General features: G+C 55.5%; 24 protein-coding genes and 1 tRNA gene. 4 read left to right on the forward strand and 21 right to left on the reverse strand.

Going from position 1 to position 19750, the window contains the following annotated elements:
- Positions 1-6: 6 nt before the first annotated feature.
- Both gloB and ACYPYQ_RS09265 read left to right on the forward strand, forming a co-directional pair.
- Positions 7-792, forward strand: a complete 786-nt coding sequence (gene gloB / locus ACYPYQ_RS09260) for a hydroxyacylglutathione hydrolase (RefSeq protein ID WP_459723328.1) — start codon at positions 7-9, stop codon at positions 790-792.
- 20 nt (positions 793-812) lie between these two features.
- A tRNA-Ser gene (locus tag ACYPYQ_RS09265) sits at positions 813-903 on the forward strand.
- Between the two features lie 303 nt (positions 904-1206).
- Here the strand turns inward: ACYPYQ_RS09265 and ACYPYQ_RS09270 are convergent.
- Positions 1207-1542 (reverse strand): helix-turn-helix domain-containing protein, encoded by a 336-nt coding sequence (locus ACYPYQ_RS09270; protein ID WP_459723331.1) that lies wholly within the window; start codon positions 1540-1542, stop codon positions 1207-1209.
- A 163-nt stretch (positions 1543-1705) separates the two neighbouring features.
- Entirely contained in the window at positions 1706-2122 is a 417-nt protein-coding gene (locus ACYPYQ_RS09275; RefSeq protein WP_459723333.1) for a hypothetical protein, read from the reverse strand.
- On the opposite strand from ACYPYQ_RS09275, the gene ACYPYQ_RS09280 reads away from it, so the two are divergent.
- A complete protein-coding gene (locus ACYPYQ_RS09280) occupies positions 2121-2303 on the forward strand; it encodes a Lar family restriction alleviation protein (protein ID WP_459723336.1) in 183 nt (60 codons plus the stop codon). The two genes, ACYPYQ_RS09275 and ACYPYQ_RS09280, sit on opposite strands and share 2 nt — an antisense overlap.
- Positions 2304-2329: 26 nt before the next feature.
- Here the strand turns inward: ACYPYQ_RS09280 and ACYPYQ_RS09285 are convergent, their stop codons facing one another.
- From ACYPYQ_RS09285 to lepB, 15 genes are all read right to left on the reverse strand, one after another.
- Positions 2330-2620 carry an integration host factor subunit beta gene (locus tag ACYPYQ_RS09285; RefSeq protein ID WP_459723338.1) on the reverse strand — a complete coding sequence of 97 codons (291 nt, stop codon included), beginning with the start codon at positions 2618-2620 and terminating at the stop codon, positions 2330-2332.
- A 10-nt stretch (positions 2621-2630) separates the two neighbouring features.
- Complete coding sequence (locus ACYPYQ_RS09290; protein WP_459723341.1) at positions 2631-3128, reverse strand: hypothetical protein; 498 nt, start codon at positions 3126-3128, stop codon at positions 2631-2633.
- An 81-nt stretch (positions 3129-3209) separates the two neighbouring features.
- On the reverse strand, positions 3210-4568 hold the full coding sequence (locus ACYPYQ_RS09295) for a HipA domain-containing protein (RefSeq protein ID WP_459723343.1): 1359 nt from the start codon (positions 4566-4568) through the stop codon (positions 3210-3212).
- Entirely contained in the window at positions 4565-4801 is a 237-nt protein-coding gene (locus tag ACYPYQ_RS09300) for a helix-turn-helix domain-containing protein (RefSeq protein ID WP_459723346.1), read from the reverse strand. Before ACYPYQ_RS09300 ends, ACYPYQ_RS09295 begins: the two co-directional genes overlap by 4 nt.
- Positions 4802-4910: 109 nt before the next feature.
- Complete coding sequence (locus tag ACYPYQ_RS09305; RefSeq protein ID WP_459723348.1) at positions 4911-5207, reverse strand: HU family DNA-binding protein; 297 nt, start codon at positions 5205-5207, stop codon at positions 4911-4913.
- A gap of 45 nt (positions 5208-5252) precedes the next feature.
- The gene (locus ACYPYQ_RS09310) at positions 5253-5642 is read right to left on the reverse strand and encodes a hypothetical protein (protein ID WP_459723350.1); all 390 of its coding nucleotides are present in this window, start codon (positions 5640-5642) and stop codon (positions 5253-5255) included.
- 23 nt (positions 5643-5665) lie between these two features.
- Positions 5666-7747 carry a conjugal transfer protein TraN gene (locus tag ACYPYQ_RS09315; RefSeq protein WP_459723352.1) on the reverse strand — a complete coding sequence of 694 codons (2082 nt, stop codon included), beginning with the start codon at positions 7745-7747 and terminating at the stop codon, positions 5666-5668.
- Positions 7747-8913 (reverse strand): hypothetical protein, encoded by a 1167-nt coding sequence (locus ACYPYQ_RS09320; RefSeq protein ID WP_459723355.1) that lies wholly within the window; start codon positions 8911-8913, stop codon positions 7747-7749. The genes ACYPYQ_RS09315 and ACYPYQ_RS09320 overlap by 1 nt, the downstream gene beginning before the upstream one ends.
- A 29-nt stretch (positions 8914-8942) precedes the next feature.
- Positions 8943-9713: a type-F conjugative transfer system pilin assembly protein TrbC gene (trbC, locus tag ACYPYQ_RS09325; protein WP_459723358.1), complete on the reverse strand. Its 771-nt coding sequence runs from the start codon at positions 9711-9713 to the stop codon at positions 8943-8945.
- Entirely contained in the window at positions 9649-10665 is a 1017-nt protein-coding gene (traU, locus tag ACYPYQ_RS09330) for a conjugal transfer pilus assembly protein TraU (protein WP_459723360.1), read from the reverse strand. Before traU ends, trbC begins: the two co-directional genes overlap by 65 nt.
- Entirely contained in the window at positions 10649-11272 is a 624-nt protein-coding gene (gene traW, locus ACYPYQ_RS09335; RefSeq protein ID WP_459723363.1) for a type-F conjugative transfer system protein TraW, read from the reverse strand. The genes traU and traW overlap by 17 nt, the downstream gene beginning before the upstream one ends.
- 135 nt (positions 11273-11407) lie before the next feature.
- On the reverse strand, positions 11408-12253 hold the full coding sequence (locus ACYPYQ_RS09340) for a hypothetical protein (RefSeq protein ID WP_459723365.1): 846 nt from the start codon (positions 12251-12253) through the stop codon (positions 11408-11410).
- Positions 12250-14295 (reverse strand): MobH family relaxase, encoded by a 2046-nt coding sequence (mobH, locus tag ACYPYQ_RS09345; protein ID WP_459723367.1) that lies wholly within the window; start codon positions 14293-14295, stop codon positions 12250-12252. The genes ACYPYQ_RS09340 and mobH overlap by 4 nt, the downstream gene beginning before the upstream one ends.
- Positions 14289-14696 carry a hypothetical protein gene (locus ACYPYQ_RS09350; RefSeq protein ID WP_459723369.1) on the reverse strand — a complete coding sequence of 136 codons (408 nt, stop codon included), beginning with the start codon at positions 14694-14696 and terminating at the stop codon, positions 14289-14291. The genes mobH and ACYPYQ_RS09350 overlap by 7 nt, the downstream gene beginning before the upstream one ends.
- Before the next feature lie 25 nt (positions 14697-14721).
- Positions 14722-15204 (reverse strand): signal peptidase I, encoded by a 483-nt coding sequence (lepB, locus tag ACYPYQ_RS09355; RefSeq protein WP_459723371.1) that lies wholly within the window; start codon positions 15202-15204, stop codon positions 14722-14724.
- Between the two features lie 176 nt (positions 15205-15380).
- On the opposite strand from lepB, the gene ACYPYQ_RS09360 reads away from it, so the two are divergent.
- Positions 15381-15824 carry a heavy metal-binding domain-containing protein gene (locus tag ACYPYQ_RS09360; protein WP_459723375.1) on the forward strand — a complete coding sequence of 148 codons (444 nt, stop codon included), beginning with the start codon at positions 15381-15383 and terminating at the stop codon, positions 15822-15824.
- A 59-nt stretch (positions 15825-15883) separates the two neighbouring features.
- On the opposite strand, the gene ACYPYQ_RS09365 is transcribed toward ACYPYQ_RS09360, so the two are convergent.
- From ACYPYQ_RS09365 to ACYPYQ_RS09380, 4 genes are read right to left on the reverse strand one after another with little or no spacing between them, the layout of a single operon-like run.
- A complete protein-coding gene (locus ACYPYQ_RS09365) occupies positions 15884-16369 on the reverse strand; it encodes a YHS domain-containing protein (RefSeq protein WP_459723379.1) in 486 nt (161 codons plus the stop codon).
- The gene (locus ACYPYQ_RS09370; protein WP_459723383.1) at positions 16366-17028 is read right to left on the reverse strand and encodes a methyltransferase family protein; all 663 of its coding nucleotides are present in this window, start codon (positions 17026-17028) and stop codon (positions 16366-16368) included. The genes ACYPYQ_RS09365 and ACYPYQ_RS09370 overlap by 4 nt, the downstream gene beginning before the upstream one ends.
- Positions 17025-17258 carry a DUF2933 domain-containing protein gene (locus ACYPYQ_RS09375; protein WP_459723386.1) on the reverse strand — a complete coding sequence of 78 codons (234 nt, stop codon included), beginning with the start codon at positions 17256-17258 and terminating at the stop codon, positions 17025-17027. Before ACYPYQ_RS09375 ends, ACYPYQ_RS09370 begins: the two co-directional genes overlap by 4 nt.
- Positions 17259-17268: 10 nt before the next feature.
- Complete coding sequence (locus ACYPYQ_RS09380) at positions 17269-19647, reverse strand: heavy metal translocating P-type ATPase (protein WP_459723390.1); 2379 nt, start codon at positions 19645-19647, stop codon at positions 17269-17271.
- Positions 19648-19750: the final 103 nt, after the last annotated feature.

Consider the following 19750-nt stretch of genomic DNA (forward strand, 5'->3'; position numbering starts at 1 on the left):
CCCATCATGTTGAAAATCACGCCCATCCCCGCACTGGAAGACAACTATATCTGGGCCATCCACGGCCAGTCAGACACGGTCGTCATCGTCGATCCCGGCGAGGCGGAGCCGGTGCTCGAATTCCTGCGCTCGAACGGTTTGCGGTTGACCGCCATCCTCTGTACCCATCGACATCGTGACCATGTGGGCGGCATCGCGGAACTGCGCGGAGTATATAACGTGCCGGTGTACGGACGAAGCCATCCGAACAATCCGCACATCACCCATCCCTTGCAGGAACAGGACAGGCTGGCGTTGCAGGATATCCCGGCCGAATTCGAGATATGGGAGTTGCCTGGGCATCTGGTCGACCACATCGCCTATGTCACCCCGGGCGCAGTCTTCAGCGGCGACATCCTGTTCGGAGCCGGGTGCGGCAAGAACTTCGAGGGTACTCCCGAACAGCTATATCGGTCCCTGCAGCGTCTGGCCGGCTTGCCGGACGAGACGCTGGTCTATTGCGCGCACGAATACACCGAGTACACGCTGGCCTTCGCCGTGCATAGCGAACCCGACAATACCGCCATCCGGCAACGCATGGCAGATACACGGGAGCTGCGCGCAGAGGGCAGACCGACCGTGCCGTTCACCATCGCTTTGGAGAAGGCGACCAACCCATTCCTTCGCGTCGACCGGGCGGGACTGATAGAGATGCTGGAGGCTCACGGGCTGGCTGATGACAGTCCGGCCAGCGTATTCGCGGCCTTGCTCCGATGGCATGATCAATTCCGTTTGCCTCGCAAGCCGTTCTAGTTTATTCTGCGCGCCCTTCCGGAGAGGTGGATGAGCGGTTTAAGTCGCACGCCTGGAAAGCGTGTTTGGGATAATATCCCAACGGGGGTTCGAATCCCCCCCTCTCCGCCAGTTATTCAATAAAAGCCCATATAGCTCAATGCGTTACGGGCTTATTATTTATAATAATCACACGCCAACTTTATCGATTATCGGGCACTTTCCTGTGGATAATTTTAAATATTCCTCTGTCAGTGTCCCCGTTTTGTCCCCGAATGTCCCGCTGCATCCCCACGCAACTGTCCCCGTTTTGTCTCTGAATTGACGTAAGCAATCCCGACTCTCAATTTTTGAGTCTACCAATATGGACTGTCTGATGATTGTTTGTACCGCGTTCGCGGTGGATACGTGGCTAATTTAGTTCCAGTCCGTAGCCTATCTGCCAGCACGATTAGGCAAATCCATCGCTTTGCGTAACTCGGATTTTTTGGGACGACCGACCCGTCTTGGTGGCGGATCAGCTTGAAGTGTTGGAGTCGATGATGCTACAGGAATTGATTTGGGGCGTCGCCGGTCAATGAATTCAGCAATATCAGAGATACAGACATACCGGCGACCGCCAATCTCAATAGTTGGGAGCAGTTCTTTTCCTTCGGCTCTAAGGTTTCTTAGAGTCTTTACCGAGATTCCACCAACAATCTCACCTGCCTGCTTTTCTGGCACCACCGCCATTCCTCCGGCAGCAGCGCGAACCACGTCAAAGGTATTCATCTCTATGAAGCCCACGATTCACATACATCAATCCCAAATCTCGTTTCAGATACGGAATGACTTGTGTCTTGAAAATGGCCTATCGAAAGATATAGGCCATTCAGGAATCATAGGGATGTCACAAAATTATTCGGAGCTGAAATGTGCACTCGGAGGACGCATTTCAACCTCTTGTTTTTTTGCGTGGAGGTACGATGAACAACCATGATTGCGAAAGAATCGGATGCACGCCACTGAACACCAAGATAGCCTCGCCCTTCTGACTAGCCGGCACGGCGGATTGCTGCTCCCTCTCGCTGCTGCGGCACAGGAAATCGGCATCAATCCCAGAACTGCTCACAACCAGATCAGCAAAGGCGTCTTCCCGATACCCACCATACTTCGAGACCGTCGCCGGTATGTTCATATCAACGAACTGGCCAGCTACCTTGATGGCCTTCGCCAGCAAGCCGACGAGGGCGCATCCTTTTCCAGAAACGTATCCCCTCAAAGGGGGTGACGGAGTGGTAACGCCATCATTGAGATCGAGCGCATCGTTCCATATTTTCATATACTGATGACAAACCAGCGAAGAAACCATGAACAATCTCGCCCCGTGTCCGTTCTGCGGTAGCCAACACACCAAATCTCTTGAAGTGGATATCAACGGATGGATGGTGGAGTGTATGGGGTGCCGTGCGACGGGGCCTATTGGTCAAACAGAGGCATTGTCTGCTGCGGCCTGGAATAAGCGCTTTGTGGAATCTCAACCCGCTTCCTGACGCACGCCCTGCTTCAAAGCTTTATATCATTTCCCTGCGGCAAGGATAACGCGCTCACGCAACTCCTTACCCGTTTTGAAATGCGGCATATATTTGGCCGGCACTTTCACCTTTTCACCGGTCTTGGGATTTCGCCCCAGACGTGGGGGCCGGAAATTCAGACCAAAACTACCGAAGCACCGAATCTCGATACGCCCTCCATGTGACAGCGCCTCGGACATGGCATCCAGAATCACTTTAACGGCAAGGTCAGCATCCTTGGCGAGTAGTTGCGGATGCAGTTCGGCTAAACGATTGATGAGATCGGACCGGTTCATGCTTCAACCCTCAATGTAAAATTGTCGGTAGTTCATCGTCTTCTCTCTTTGGCAGCAGATGCATAAATCTACCTTGAGCTTCCGTGAAATAGCGAAACTCGACTACCCCAATTGTCCGTTTCTTCTTGGAAATTCCCTTGTGCTTTATCTGCTGCTGCGCGACCCACACACCACGTCGTGTTTCCAGTGCGAGGGAACATACATCTATCGCGTAGGGTGATGCGCCGATGCTTCCGTATTTTTCAAGGATCGCGTTCATCTGCGGTATTTTGTCTGGCCGAAGCGACCATGCTTCCATGATCGTGAACACGAAATCAGCATCCAATGCCAACGCCGCTGACTGGATGATTCGCGCAGACTGGTCTTTGTCCTCGCCGCTGCCCGGCTGTATCATCACTGGAATGATTTCCTTGGTAGTCAGGTTGCCAACTAAGGCGAACGGCTGAAGCTTTTCGCCAGCCTCCAGAAGACCCCGCGCTTTGTCTATCTGCGAACTGATGATGTCCATGTACGCTTGCGGTGGAGTGCTGATAGGTGCCTCAATCATTTTTTCCTCAATACTTGCCGCTGACCAACCCATCACTACACATCAGGAAATCTTGGACAACCGCTCCGTTACCGACGGATCAAATTCCCGCTTCGTCAATAGTTCAGCGATTGTAGACTGCCTGGTCTTGAGCGCATCGGCAACGAAGCCTCTTCGATCTTCGATGACGGAAAGCACTTTCTCTCGCAGAAAATCCTGTTCGGTTGGCAGCAGCCTTTCATCGCCGATCACCCTGGAAATCGCTTCCGGCAAATCCGCGCTCATGCGCGACAAAACGCTGCGGACGAGCCTTGGCGCCACACCGGCCTCATAGGCCATCGCATCCCAATGATGCCCCTCTATCCAGCCTGGCTTGTTCTCTCCGGCGATTGACATGGCCATGGTCTGCCTGGGCAGATACGCTTCCACACAGAGCATGTCGTAGAACGGCGCCACCGCAGCTTTGTGGCCGCGCATCAGGAAGGCAATATTTTTTGCGTGTGCATCCAGATTTCCGATCAGGTAGTTGAAAGCAACCCACTGGACAACGGCGTTGGCAGCTACGATGGGGCGATCCATGAAGCCGCCTTGCAGCACACCAAACAGGTGGTGCAAACCCAAGCCGCCTTCGCTCTCATATTTCTTCGACGGCGCCACTCCTATCGCCTGGCACAGGTCTATCTGGTGAATCCTCCTGAATGCCCATGCAGCACCCTTCTCCTCGCTCTTCTCCAAAGGCTCCCGGTCAAATCGCTCGATGATATACAGCGGCTCGGGGAGATGCAGCAATCCAACCGCAGGTACTGGAACCTTCAGCTCCTGAGCCAGACGCATGCAGAAAAATTCGTTGGCCGGACAATGCGGGAAATCTGCGCTGGCATTTTCCGGCTTGACAATATGGGTTGATGGCGCCGAACCTTCCGGGAGGAACATTGCGCCATTGGTGTCAATATGCAGCCCGAGTTTTTCCTGGGCGCCCGCCAGGGACATGCGGATTTCGTCCCATGACGCCATCAGGGGAAGGTTGCGCGCTCTGGATGCCTTGATCTTTTCCTGTAGAGCCTCTTTTGAAAGTGGTGCCAGGATTTCCTGTGTCGCTGCCGCGAGTCCTTCCGGAATCAGCGAAAGCGCCCCTGCGGTGTCCTGCCCATGTCTGACCAGAAGCGCCCATGTATCACGAGGATCTATCCTGTCTCGCGTGGCGATCAGATCGCGCAGTCGGCCTTCGGGCAACAGGTTCTCGAAGAACCACTCGACCGGCTTGTCGTTTGCAGTGTCTTCGTATTTCTGGGTGGCAATCGGGAAGTTTGGCGAAAGCGCGTAATCTTTCCACCCGGTCGCGTAGGCAAATCTCCACTGCCCTTTCTCGACATCCAAGGCTCCGACCGGTATCCCGTTGGTCGAGACAATCAAGGCGCTCATGCCGTTTCACCCGGCAGTTTCAGACTGACATCAATGCCGAAACGGTTGCAGACGGACAATACCTTCCCGATCTGGGCCGTGGGCTTTCCTTGCTCCAGTCCGTTGAGGAAAGGCAGGCTGACATTGCACAGCGCCGCAGCATCGCGCTGGGTCAGTCCAGATTCCTTTCGAACCGCACGAAGTATTTTCCCCAACTCGGCGACAGAGGAGACAGCAACCTCTCTGTGTGCCATAAGCCCCCCAAAAGATAAACGAGCGTTGAATTTTGCCTTGCATTGGCCCTAAATGCAAGAAAAACTCAACGCTCGTTGATTATTCAGCCGGGTATTGCTCCCGTGCTGTTTATTTCTTCTTGGCTTTACCCTTGCTGGCAACGGCCTGTTTGAAGGTGGCGCCGGCAGCAAACTTGGGCACCGTCGTCGCCGCGATCTTGAGCTTCTCGCCGGTTCTCGGGTTCTTGCCTTCGCGCGCCTTGCGTGCTGCCGGCTTGAACGTGCCGAAGCCAACCAGGGCTACCGAATCGCCCTTGGCAACAGCCGTTACAATCTCGTTAATCAGAACATCCAAGGCACGGCCAGCGGCCGCCTTGGACAAATCAGCTTTGGTAGCCAGCGCTTCGATCAGATCGGATTTGTTCATTGAGTTTCTCCCCGGTTGGTTGTTTATGGAAAAATGAATCTTATCTCATTTCTGAATGGGTTGATTGTGCGAAAGCGCCCGTGATGCCGCATCGAGGTCGATCCCTTCGGTCGGCGGCTGTCCGTCACGGCACAGGTTGAGTTCGTAGCGGACTGCAAACGGAATCAGCTTTCCGTCCTGGGTTGGCACCGCATCCTGCATCAAGGTCGCTTGCAGGCGAGCACATCCCGCTTCGGCAAATTTCTTTACCGTCCTGACATGAACCATCACGGGGGCAGAGGAACGTGTCTGTGCCTTGAAAAATTCAGCTATTGACCCACTCAACTCTCCGTCGGACTGGCCATTGGGTGCATCAATCGCTGCGATCAGATGCTGTTTCAAATCCGCCGCAAGAATATCCTTGCTCGCGAGAAGCGCGAAAAAGCAGAGAGCCATCGTGAGTGCTTTCGTAGATCGGTTCATGGGTTGTAGTAGTTGTTGACGCGTTGCTGGACGGTGCTTTGGACGTTCTGCCCGAAAGACGAAGCACTTGGTACACGCACACTGGCGGTGATTTCCTGGACGAATTCGCTCATGTCGATGCGAGAAAAATCGAGTTGCTCAAACTCCGCCGTGGTGAATCCAGAGCAGTCTGGCCCCTCGGCACTACCCCATCCTTTACCCACCTGTCCCCTGCCTTGTTCATTGATGATCCGAGCCAGGCGGGAGTTGAAGCAGCAATACGATTCTGTCTGCTCGATACAGGTTTTAATAATTGGCACACGCGCAGAGCAGAATGACCCGACATGAACGCATAGGTTGGCATCCCTGTGCATCGCCAGAAGCTGCTCGGATTGCTCGCACGACAGAAGCTCCGAGATCAATTGAATTGCCACTGCCGCCGCCAGAGAATAGGGATCGAAATACAAATTGAAACTACCCAGCGATCCGAGCGAATAGACGGGGCCACCGAGCAGGCCGCTGGTCACTGCTCCCGTGGAAAATGTCATTCCATAAAAGCTGAACGACGGCTGAAAATCTGTTGGCGTAAAAAGCACCTCCGACGAAATCATTGCCTGGGCACCGGCTTCGATATAGCCGGAGTACTGGGGGTACATGAAGTCGAACATGTATTTGCTGCCCGCATTGATCGCCATCTGACCACCGGCAAAAGCGCCCTGAATCATGGTGGACATCAGTACATTGTTGCTTCTGGCAGCACCGCCCCCACCCTTCTTGCAACAATTCACCAGGCCAAAGAGCTTCTTACGGCACTGTTCCCCTACGCCCTTAAACAGTCGTTGATCTGCACCATAAACGCCTGCCTCGCGCGCCGCCTCCATCGATGCCATTGCTTTCCCAAAATCCTGATCGGCAGGATTACTGGTGTCGAAGCATCCGGTTCCACTTTGGCAAAATGATCGCTGATCGCATACCGTGCGCTGGCTCTGTGATGCCGGGGACGTCTGACATGAATACGTCCTTTCGCTCATGTCACAGGCTCCGGAAGCTAACTGATCAATACATTGGGAGGATACCTGCGTACAACCCCGATCAATCAGCTCCTGGCAATCGTTGGTCAGCGTCGCGCCGGCACAGGTGTAATCCTCAGAGCGAGCCCAGCAGGAATCCCCCGAGCTTTGTGCATCGACCGGCAATGGTGATACGGTAGTCAAGCAGACCTGTAGGCCATTGATCGTTTTGCAAGGCGTGCTATCGGTGCAGGTCGTCGCGGCATGGACGCAATTGGTGCTTTGTGCGAATGAGCTGCACTGGCTGGTATCCAGTGTGTTCGACGTGATGGTGTAGGACGTATTCAGCTCAACCACCGTTGGGGTGCTCGTCGAAGCCGTAACGTTGGTGCATTGATACCGTCGGGTATATTGGTTGCATGACCCGTCGAATGCCGTGCTGTCGCAGGTCGAACTGACCAGCGCACACCCTTCGGTTGCTTTGATGGCCGCGCAATAGTCGATGTGATTCTCGGCAATGCAGGAATAGTCATCCTGATAGCGCCAGCATGTAGCCGTAGAGTTGAGTCCACCCGCTGGCGGCGTCACACCGGCCAGACACACCGTCGCCCCGCTGGGATCGGCCTTGCATGGCATCGAATCGACACAGGTATGAGCCGCCAGGCGACAGCGGGAATTTTGAGCATAGCTGCTGCACTGGCTCGTATTCGCGGTATCCGTCGCCAGCGTGTAGGTGTTATCCAAGCGGACCGTGTTGGTGGGGGTTCCTTGGCTGGAGCCACACCTAAATGTCTTCGTGTACGTATTGCAGGTCCCATTGAAGGCGGTATCGCTACAGGTCGAGCTGGTTTGTCCGCAGCCAGCCGCTGTCAGTGCCGAACAGTAATCAATCGAATCTGGTTTGATGCAGGTGTAGTTATCCTGGAGCTCCCAACAGCCGCCTACGTCGGCCAATGTCACGACAACACCAGATATTGTCTTGCTTGGGGTGCTATCAACGCAGGTCGAGCTTTCCAGTCGACAATCGCCGGCAACCGCTTGGCCCACGAAAGCCATGAGAAGAAGAGCTACAAACGTCAGTGCCCTCATTACTGTGCCCGCTGCTGCAGAGTGGCGCACTCATTGGATGTCCAACTGCTGACAGTTTTTGACATCGGCAATTGGAGTGGCGCCCCAGTGCCAGTTCCTCCTGAGGAATTGCACCCGGAACTGACATTGCGCATTGAAGGCGTGCAGGTCGTTGAGCTGCAGCTGACGCTGAAATACACATAGAGATTGCAGCCGAACCCGAGGTTGCTGACGTAATAGTCGGTAACCGACTGCCCTGGAGCCACCGCAACCGGGAACCGGCCGTAACTCCCGTCCCATGGATAGCCGATCCAGTTGTAATCGTAGCGATTCACACCATCGTAGGATCGGTAAGGTTCCACCACATACGACCGGCCATCGCTTCCGCAGAAGATGTTCATGGCCATGTACGGGTCTACGCACCAGCTGCAATCCATGAACGCGGCCCTTCCCAGCCAGGCGCCGGGCGTGCATTGGCCAAACCCGACTGTGGCCGAGACTCCACGCCGGCAGCTCAACGTTTCATATCCCTGCACCGTCTGGTTGCATTGATAGTTGTAGCTGGTGTTCACCGAAATCTGCCGACCGATGTAGCAGGTGGCATCGCTGAGCGTTTGCATCTGCTCGACACATTGGTACAGATGATGTTGATCGACGGCGATCTGGCGGGCAGTCGAACAGAAATTACTGCTCACGGGCCGGTACTCGGTACAGACCTCTGTCGAAAACGTCGCCGGCGTCGTCTCCGTCACCACACGGCACTGCTCCGTAGTCGCCCCGATATTAACGCCAGTGATCTGCAAGGTTGGGTTGCTGGCGATGGAATTGGCACGACTTATCAGAGGATCGGTGGCACGATCAATCGAGAAGGCAGGCCTCACGCTCGGGTTGCGTGCCACAAAATTCACTGCATCACACTCCTGCCGCCGATAGGCGTCGGCATCCGGCACCTGGCTAGCGCAGTCCGTAACCTTGGTGACACCGGGTCCAGATAGCTGCCCCTGCCCGCCTTGGAACAACTGAGTTTGCGTGGCGCTCTGCCCGTAACCTGGAACCATGGACGCGGCATTCCCGCTACCGATGCCCTGAAAGGCACCATTGATCGAGCCTGATCCAAGCGCCCTGCCATCAGTGAATGCCGTACCTGCGTCGTAGCCCTGTGCTACCGCGTTGGTCGCGGTCGCCATGAAAACCATGCACCAGACAAATAGGCACCTCACGGACGAGACCCAGCCAATCTTGCGGCATAGCGCCTTGCCGCTTCTGCCCAGTTCGGTGCTTGGCGTTCGATGAGATCAAGTGCGTAGTCCTGACCAACGTCGCCATCAACCTTGATATAGCTTGCCGGAGCAGCACATCCGTCCTCACCAATCTTGGTCGCTTGCCCGGACCGGGCGATTACCAACGCCGGTACTTGAGCCACCTTGAACTGTTTGAAGGCTGGGGGATGAATAATGGCTGTGACATTTCTCTTCCCGACCAGAGCGGCCAGTTCCTCCCCCATTCGGCTCAGGGAGTTGCCTTTGAGACCGCGAAGGACGAGGACGGCGCCCGACTTTTCCGACTGGGCGACGATTCGCTCAAGCGCTTCCTTCGGCATCGAGAACGAGACGAAGACCATCAGCTCAGGGATGTCAGATGGCATTTCTGATCTTGGCGGAGACGCATGGCGATAGGACTCTGCAATCTGGGAAATATCCGGACTCTTGGCTACTGGCTTCGGTAATGCGTCAGTTTTCGGCACAGACAACGGATTCGCTACTCTTGCTGGCCCCATCCCCTTAAGAGCCTCCTCCATACGTTGCCGCGCCACGCGCATGTCGCCATCGCCTGGCAGCACAGCCTGCGCCCATGCAATGCTCGACACTGAACACGCAATTGAAGCTGCGATGAGTACGCCGCATCGATATTGATTCATGGTTTCAAAAGGCCCCTTGGCAGCAGTTGCGTTTTCGAAAAACCATGTAGGCGAAGTCTTCGCCTTCAAAAGGATATTCCTTGCCCGCCCCCCACAGGACCGTCGATCGCCCCAAGGGCTGGCAGCATTTGCCAGCAATCTGTGCCGTCTGCGGGATCGGGTACAGCATCTGATACTTGTAGCCGGCCTTGTCCATGATCGGCTGCGGGTAATAGCCACAGAGCCCATCCTCGCCAGATGCCGCCCACATCAGCCCCTCACGATGCATCTTCGCAATCAGGCGGGTCATCTCCAGACTAGATGCCTGGACACCGCCAATATGTGCCTGCACGTTTCCGTTAAGTGGATAGAGGCTTCCTTGGCATCCCGCGCACCAGAACAACGTGTTCAGTGGAAACCCTGCTGTTGCCGCAACGCAATCTGCGGCACAGGCAGCACGGGCCGACAGATTGCCGAACAGAGCGACATCGGGATTGAAAATGAACGTCAGTTCATCGTCGTGCCACATTGGATCGAGCTCGGTGAGGTAGGCCACGTCGAAGGAACTCTGCTCCAGACAGGCATTGTCGAAGATGGCTTCCAACCAGAAGATGATCGGATCGACATACCAATGCACCTGATAGAAGGACGAGGTGGAGGTGCTGTCCTGGCTGAAACGCGAACCTCGCGGCGCATCAAACCCTGGATTCAGCTCAACGCCACCGAGACTGGTCATGCAAAACGGACGACGCACGACATCCACGCGACGAACCGGCTCCCAGAAGCTCACCTTGAACCCCACCCGCAATTGCGCCGGGCACATGCAAACAGGGGAGCCGCCGGGATTGGTTGTGTCTTCCTGCCCCATGGATACCAGGTCAAGGCCGCCAAACCTGATAGGGAGCATGCAACTCCAGCATATATCCGTGATCGGGTTCGCAAATCGGCCGGTACAGGTCGCGGTTGCAGAGGCTGGCGTTGATGCCCCACCAGCGGCGATGGTGAGCATGAGGAGGAGCGCGAATTCACGGAAGGACTTCATCGACCCTTAACCTCTTCCCGTCCTGATTCACGACGGCTGGCACCTGATGAATGCCCAAACGGCGAACCAGCGTTCCACCCTGATCGTAGAAAATCTGGCGCTTCCAGTCGCGCATGAGATTCAAGGGTTCACCGGCAACCATAATCGGCTTTACTGCTCGATCCTGATTCCGCAACAACTGCCGGGCGAAGGAGACCTGCCGTCGATCCCTGCCATCAAAGAAGACGAGCTTTTCGCGAAGAGATGTGTGATCCAGTGGATTTACCTTCTGTCCGCGCGCGAACAGAAGCGCGCCATCGGCACTTCGGATGTCCCGATCCAGCGTCCATGTTGGGTCGATAAAATAAGTGCGCTTGGCAGCTGTCGTCTTAAGACCTGGGACAGGTTTTGGCTTCTCGACTGCACCAATGACATGATCGCGGTATTCGGCTTGCTTCCTAGCAAGCTCACCGCTTTTCTCCATCCGATTGAGGCGCGACTGGATGACTTCCAGCAGATCCGGCTCGGCAATATCGTAGGTCGGCCCGACGACACCGAGTTCTTCAGCGTGTGCGATAGGTGTCAGACTGAAAAGCAGCATGGCAAAAAGATGGTGGCAAATCGACATGAGGTCGATTCTGGGCGCGTGGCATCAGCGATGGATTTTGAAATGCGAACTTTTAGGGCGCATTTCGGTGACGCGAGTCACATCAGATTCGCAGATGTGCCTTCAGTGTTCAACGGGATAATGTACCGCTATCGCTTAATTGTGGTGAGTTAGCCTTGGAGGAGAACACCGCTCAAACATACGCTTCCATCCATTTCTGGCGGCAACGGCCTCTCGAAGAATATCGACATATTCAGCCCCCTCAACACGCTCGTCCGGCGGCATTGGCCCTTCGGCAAGTTCTGACAGAAGTCTGCTGCGCGCTGCGCGGGTTTCGCCAAGCTCAAGAATGCGGCTATAGGCTTCGCAGGCATAGGCGAATGTTTCGCGTTTGGCGTAATCAATCTCAAGCAGCCATTCACGACGACGGGTTGCGGGCAGTCCGATCGTCTCACGTTTGCAATTGTGGAAAATATGAGCCGCTTCGTGAACCACGTAATCTTCGAGCGGATTGCTGTTGCTGAAATACTTCATGGACACGTAGCAGGTTGTTTCTTCGCTCAGGCCAACAATGTCTGGAGCACTCTCAGAAAGTGGCTTTGCATCCAAACTGGCAAGGTAAATATTCGCCAGATTCCACGCGGTCTTGAGCCACGTTGTCTTCTCAAGGACAGTGTTTATCGTCGCAGGTGTAAGAAAGACGACCGAGCGTTCAAGCATGTCGAGGATGACCAATTGCTCGCTCTGCGGAAACAACCCTCGCACCATGGGTGCAAATTTCTCGCGTGAAATTATGTCTAGGCCGAAATACTCCTGGTATGCAGATACGGCAGCTTGTTCGGCTCGTTCCCGAACCGCTGAAATGAGCGCGCTACGCAGTGCGGTATCCCCATTTATCGTCCGACCAACGACCGAATCGCCTGGCCATATCTTGAATAAGATATCGTCGTGGTTGCCGCTGGAAAGAAAACATTCAACCTCTGCTCGTTGCAACGTATTCATCGTTCTTTTGCTTTATTCGTTAAAGGCATGGCTGGTATTCGATAGCAATGTGACCTTTTCCGGGTTTGAGATATAAACGCGTCGGGAACAACGCCGCCCAGTTGCATTATTTTCACCCGCTTCAACTTGAGTCGCTCTATCAACAGTGGTTCGGCCTTCCGTGATGGTATCCAGATAAAGTCGCCATCCTGTTCCGATGTCAGGATGCCTTCTCTCACTCCGTCCCTCAAGGTGGCAATGATACTTTGTATCGCTTCAAGTCGCGTATCTTCGCCCGCCATCTCGATCTCGCCCTGCTTTGTCGGCTGCTGCTGGCTGGAAACACTGGACTGCGTCGGTGAGACAGCCGGTTCTGATTGGGCGCCCCCAATCTCCATAAGTTGCCTCACTACCGGTTGAAGCCGAACAACCTTCCATTTCTCGCCGCTCTCAATCTCTATCTCCACAACCTTGCGGAAGGGCGACAGCGGATCAAGAACGAGCCAGTTCCGGCGCGACAGTTCATCGAGAATGGCTTTGCTCTCCAGCCCATAGCCATTTAGCGCATCAGGCCACTTGAGGCAAGGTGCTCCGGAAGAATCGACGTGGATCAAACTCCTGGAAGATTTCTTGCCGGATTGAATGTCATCGGCAAGCGCTTTCATTGCTTCACCGACTGGGCCGTCGAGTTGATCTATCTGAATCAGCTTGGCGGCTTCCGCCTTTTCTGGCTTATCGTGAACCTGGCTGGACGCTGGCGAGATCGGCGGTTCAGTTACAGTCGGCAATTGGGGTTCAGGAATATCGGGCTGCTCCTTTAACTGCTTCTCTTGGCCGAAAATCTTTCCTTGAACTGATGGCGGCGCAGGATCAATAACCATGGTCGTATCGCGCAGCCTGATGGCGGTCAGTCTGATGTTGGGTATCTTCTCGGCCAGCACAGCGGGAGCGATCACCCAATAGCGATTCCCTTCAACTTGATCTTCCCGGATGTTCGCCAACTTCCGATCAACGAGCATGTCCAGGATGCTGTTTGGAGTTCGCGGCAGCCCCGGTATTTTTTCCTGATTGATGACGGCGGCGATTTCTTCACCGGCGATTGGCCAGATCAAGTAGAGATGCCCATCCATGTGCCAGAGACGGGAGCCGGGTTCGTTGATCCTCCAACTCCCGTCCCGAACAAGCCTGCGCATGATGTCCAGCAGGAAGCGTTCCACCGGAAGGCCGATCTCGTAACCGGTAAACGCGACGCCAAGACTGCGCAAATCACGCTCGACACTGACCTGGTCTGATCGAATGACCAGATCGTTAATCGGATTCTCCGCGCTGGGATGGCCATTGATCGTCTCCATCATCCAGGGCACGAACTCTGCATCCCCTTCCGCAATCCAGGCAAGACCAGCCTGACTGATGATGCGTTCGGCAAACAACGAGGAAACAGTCGTATGCTTTTTGCCACGATTCTCGCGCCAATGCAGGAAGTAACGATCCACGCCATGCCTGTTGGCCCAAGCGTACAGGTCTTCCACGAATGGGTTCCAAACCTTGGATCCATCCCTGCTGCTGACAACAAGATCGGTCACAGGCTTCCCCACGTCGTGGCAAAGCGCGGCAAGGAACACTGCAAGGTGCCAGCGTGGCTCCAGTTCACGACGTCTTCGCGGCGCCTGCTCTCCGGGCAATAACACTCGATCACCCGACTGGAGCGACCACAGTGCAACCTCTGCCGCATGACGAAGCAGCCCCCCTGCACCCCTGTGATGATGAGTTTGGCTTGCCGGCAAGAGATGCGCGTAGGAGGCAAACCGGCGCAAAGACTCAAGATAGAATCGCTCGAAAATGTCGGGAGATGCAAGCCCAGCTTCGCGAATTTGATCAATTAACTCCCGCTGCGTCTCGATGAGTTTTGCCGGGTCTGTTGCAGGCAGTCCTTTCATGAACGGCGGATAGCGAGGAATCTCCTCGTCGATTTCCACATGCATGGATGCGCTCACGGCTGGCATCACGACACGCTCCTGACTTTCACCGTCAAGACGAATCGCCTTCCTGATGAAATTTAACAAAGTCCATCTCCCTCTTCGCCAACATCTAATCGCGTTCTGCCCAGGCCGCACCGAATCTCGGGTACAACACGAAGCCGCTGCCGTGCCCGATCAGGATCAATATCCAGAAAGCCACAGACCGAGTTGAAAGAATTAACTCCATTGAAAATGCCATTAACGGGCATGCCCGTTTCCCTCTCCCCATCCCTCTCCCGGAGGGCGAGGGGGACAAGGTCTCGCTTCGCGAATTCAACGTTAAATATCCACATCAAGGCTTCGCGCTGTATGCCGCCAATATTTCTTCCCGGTTTCTCGACTGACCTCACGTTGCCCTTCGCGTCTTCGATCGCCTGATGAAGGACGGCAATCCAGAGCCGCCGCAACCTTTGGATGACCTCCATTGAGACGCCTTCGTTACCCATCACAACAATTCCAATGCGCCACACGTCAGAAAATTCGATGCGCCTTCCCGACAATCTGATTCCTGCCAACCCAGCCAGTAAGCTGATACCGTGAATCAAGGCTATCGGGATGTGAACCGGCCACGTAATAGTGCCCGTCTGGAATCTTCCCGCGCGGGCCAATCTCCAGAGGCTCACCGGTTCTGGCATATTCTTTCGCGCGCCCGACCGGAGCGCCGTCCACGAAGAATTCCCTCCCCTGCGCTGATACAACCGAGCCTGGCAACCCGACCAGCTTCTTGACGAAAATGCACCCGTGGGGATAAGGCCAGTTAGCCTCCCATCTGAACGCAACCAATTCGCCGCGTTGCGGCATGACATCTTTTTCAATCAGGAAAACGGTTCCAGGAAGGCTTTCGGTTAGATTCAAAGCAACGAGATAGACACGGCCAAATGCCAGGTAGGCCGCCATGCCCCAAAGGACAACAGGAAACCAGCGTCCAGACAAATTGAAAAATCGGATATGCATTGCGCCACTGTATCGGCACGATCAGCCAGGCGATTTCCGAAATGTGCCCAGCAAGGACACATTTCGAGCACACGAGGCTTGAAAAAGAGGCAACCTGTCCATAGCTGCTTCCTCACCGCGTACTTGCAGTTTTGAAGAACTGTGCGAAGCTGGATCAAAACTGATTGGAGAAACCAATGACTATCGCAGCAGCAACTCAATCAAGCAGCCTACTTGGCGTGTTACCCCTATTCGCTTTGCTTCTGGCTGGCGCGGCCTTGATACGCTGGAGTCGCAGAACCAAAGCCATGGTTAAACCACAACTCGATCAACTTGAGCATGAACTCGATTTGATCAGAAGCCAAGTGCTACTCGTCACAACGGACGATGTACCTAGCTTCAAGATTGCCAAGACGCTTGGCTACGTGGAAGCGCTTTCGCCGACGGAGGCAGCGTCAGACTGGGAGTATCTCCTCGCGGAAAAGGATGCATTGCTCAGGCTGGCCCAGAAGGCGCGGGACATCGGTGCCAATGCGGTAGTCGGCATCAGGAAGACAAACGCCCACTACGATCAAGCGGGATCACGGTGGCGCGTATCGAGGGTGACGTATTGTGGGACAGCGGTCATCCGCGAAAACTGAATGCGCCTTGCTGTTCGACTACAACCAAGTCGAGTTTATTTGGTTACCTCTTTAGGCAATCAGTGACAACACTTCTTTTTCTTTTCAACTTCAAGGCTGCTGATTTCGATTTCTTCCAGGTTGTTTATAAACGCCAGCTTGAGGCGATCCATCCAGCCTCCACCAAGATTGGTTCCTATCAATCCCAACTTGTCTGCAATCTGCTCGGCGGTAACCTGTATGAGGTCATACTGGATTTCGATTTTACTCCCCTTGATGTAAATCTCATGTATTCCCATCATCTCAAGCATTGCCTGTTTTACCTGCTCGGCTTGTGTTGTAACAAGCGGCTTCGACAACAAAAAACTACGGCGCTTGATGACTTGCTTCCCTTCCTGCGCAGGTGCCTTGCGCCCGGGAAATCCAATATATAAATGCGGATTTGCCAGAAAGCGTTCCTTGCACTGGGCCGAACAAAATGCGTAATGGTCGCCTGCGTATTCTGTGGCAAATGAGTTGGATGGAACCTGCATATGGCAGACATAGTCCTCGACAGTTTCGTTCATGGTGACTCTCCTTTAATTTTGTTGCTCATGAAACGATTTGGAACAAATCTTGGCGTACATGCAGCATACTCGCGCCAACGCTCGCCGAACTCCGCTTCGGCATCCCGCTCCTCCGTACGCGCCAACCGCACATACATCCACACCAATACCGGAAACATCAATAGCGTCAAAATGGTTGGCCACTGCAACAGGAAGCCGAACATGATGAGTACGAAAGCATCGTATTGGGGATGGCGTACCTTGGCGTAAAGCCCTGTGGTTGCCAATCTATGCCTGCGCTGCGCCAGATAAAGTATTTTCCATGCGGATGAGAGCAGGATGAAACCGCCGCCGATGAACAGAAAACTCAGCAGGTGCAATGGGTCAGCATGCGGATCGCTTTTCCAGCCGAACAAGGTATGCCACAGGTGCCCGGCGTCATGGGAAAAAACATCCACTCCCGGGTAACGGCTTTGCAGCCAGCCGGACAGCAGGTATATCGTTAGCGGGAAACCATACATCTCGGCGAACAACGCCACGATGAATGCGGAAAATGCGCTGAAGGAGCGCCAGTCACGCTTTGTTTGCGGCTTGGTGAAGCTGAACGCAAAAATGATGAACACCGCAGAGTTGATGATAACCAGGGACCACAGCCCATAAGCAGGAGCGTCCATATTCATTTTTCCCCTCCTTCCGACGACTCATGATCATGCGGGTGCTGGTCATGGTTGCCATGGCCATGGTGCATGAACAGATGCATCAACGGACATGCCAGAAGAAACAGGTAAGGCAATATTCCAAGAACATGTGCGCGGTGCTCGGTGAAGAGCAGAAATCCGACGATTGCGAGGGAACCGTAGAACACCCAGCGTCCTCTGGATAGATGCTGTGTTTCGTGTGTGTCAGACATGGCTACCTCCTTAAAGCACAGTACGGCGCAACCGCAGTGCATTGGTAATGACCGATACCGAACTGAAACTCATCGCCGCCGCCGCGATGATGGGCGAGAGCAACAGCCCGAAGAACGGGTACAGCACGCCCGCTGCAATCGGGATGCCCAGCACGTTGTAGATGAAAGCGAAGAACAGGTTCTGGCGGATGTTGCGCATGGTGGCGCGGCTCAGGCGCACTGCGCGCACGATACCGCTCAGGTCACCCTTGACCAGCGTGACGCCGGCACTTTCCATCGCCACATCGGTGCCGGTTCCCATGGCGATGCCCACTTGCGCCTGCGCCAATGCCGGCGCATCGTTGATGCCGTCGCCCGCCATCGCCACGATGTGTCCCTGCGTTTGCAGTTGCTTGACGATGGAAGCCTTCTGCTCGGGCAACACTTCTGCCTCAATGCGGTCGATGCCCAATTTGCGCGCGACTGCCTCCGCCGTGATGCGGTTATCGCCGGTAAGCATGATCACCTGCACACCTTCCTCATGCAACGCGTGAATCGCGTCTGGCGTGGAAGCTTTGACCGGATCGGCCACGCCGATCAGCCCTGCCGCCCTGCCGTCAATCGCCAGCAGCATTACCGTCTGGCCATCGCCGCGCAGCGCTTCGGCGCGTGCGGGCAATTCGCCTGCGTCAATCTGTAATTCTTCGAACAGTTTGAGGTTGCCCAACGCAACTGCGCGCCCCTCGACCATTCCCGCCACACCCTTGCCGGTGTAAGAGCGGAAGTCCATAACTGGCGCGAGTTTTAACCCATCCCCACCCCAGCCCTCCCCTTGAAGGGGAGGGAGCGTGCTCACTCTCCCCCCTTCAAGGGGGGAGTTGGAGGGGGGATGGGTCCATGCCTGCGCACCGTTCACAATCGCCGCCGCCAGCGGATGCTCGCTAGCGCGTTCCAGGCTGGCACCCAGCCGCAGCACTTCACTCTCGTCGAACCCGGCGAGCGGGATGACCGAAGTCAGTTTCGGCTTGCCCTCGGTCAGCGTACCGGTCTTGTCCACCACCAGCGTATTCACCTTTTCCATGATCTCCAGCGCTTCGGCATTCTTGATCAGCACACCTGCCAGCGCACCGCGTCCGGTACCAACCATGATGGACATTGGTGTGGCCAGCCCCAGCGCGCACGGGCAGGCAATGATCAATACCGCAACAGAATTGACGATGGCATGCGCCAAGCGCGGCTCCGGCCCCCAGATGCCCCATACCGCCAAGGTAACGAGCGCAACCCCAATTACCGCCGGAACAAAATATCCCGCCGTGACATCGGCCAGTCGCTGGATCGGCGCGCGCGAACGTTGCGCCTCGCTCACCATGTGCACAATCTGCGCAAGCAGCGTATCGGCACCAACGCGTTCGGCACGCATCAACAGGCTGCCGGTACCATTCACCGTGGCGCCGATCAGCCGCGCACCCTTAGTCTTTTCCACCGGGATGGATTCGCCGGTGACCATGGATTCATCCAGCGCACTGGCGCCTTCCAGCACCACACCATCCACCGGCACCTTTTCGCCGGGACGCACGCGCAGCACATCGCCCGGCTGCACCTGCTCCAGCGTAATGTCTTCCTCGTTACCATCTGCGCGCACGATGCGTGCGGTCTTGGGCGCGAGACCCAACAGCAGCTTGATCGCCGCACTGGTCTGGCTGCGCGCGCGCAATTCCATCACCTGCCCCAGCAGCACCAGGGCCATGATGACCGCCGCCGCCTCAAAATAAACCGGCACCGTCCCCATCATGCTGCGCATCGCGGGCGGGAAAATTCCCGGCAGCAGCATCGCCACCACGCTGTAACTCCACGCCACGCCGACCCCCAGAGAAATCAGCGTAAACATGTTGAGACTGCGGTTGACCACCGAAGCCCAGCCGCGCTGAAAGACCGGCCAGCCGCCCCACAGCACCGCCGGAGTGGCCAGCGCAAATTCCAGCCATTGCAGCGTCGTCATCGAGAGGGATTCCGGCATCGCCTGCGGCAGCAGGTCGGTGACCATCGCCATCACGAACACCGGGAAAGCCAGCGTCGCGCTCACCCGGAAGCGGCGCGTCATGTCATGCAATTCGGCATTGTCTTCCGCCTGGGCGTTGCGCGGCTCCAAAGCCATGCCACAGATCGGGCAACTGCCCGGCTCGCTGCGTACCACTTCGGGATGCATCGGGCAGGTGTAGCTCCCGGCGACAGGGGATGCCGGAACGGCGGGCGGAGTTACATCCGCTTTGAGGTATGCAGCAGGATTCGCCTGAAACTTTTCCAGACAGTGTTGTGAACAAAAACGATAGTGCAGACCAGCATATTCCAGATAATGCGGCTTATCCCGCGCAACCTTCATGCCACAAACCGGATCGATGTCGGGTGTCATGATGGGCTCCTTTGCACTATGTTATTTGCGTTTAGCGTGATGGCGGGAACACGAGGCTGCGCGCATTTTTCCGCCGTTCAAAGTCTATACTTGTTCCAGCCCT

Source organism: Sideroxyarcus sp. TK5 (genome assembly GCF_054601595.1).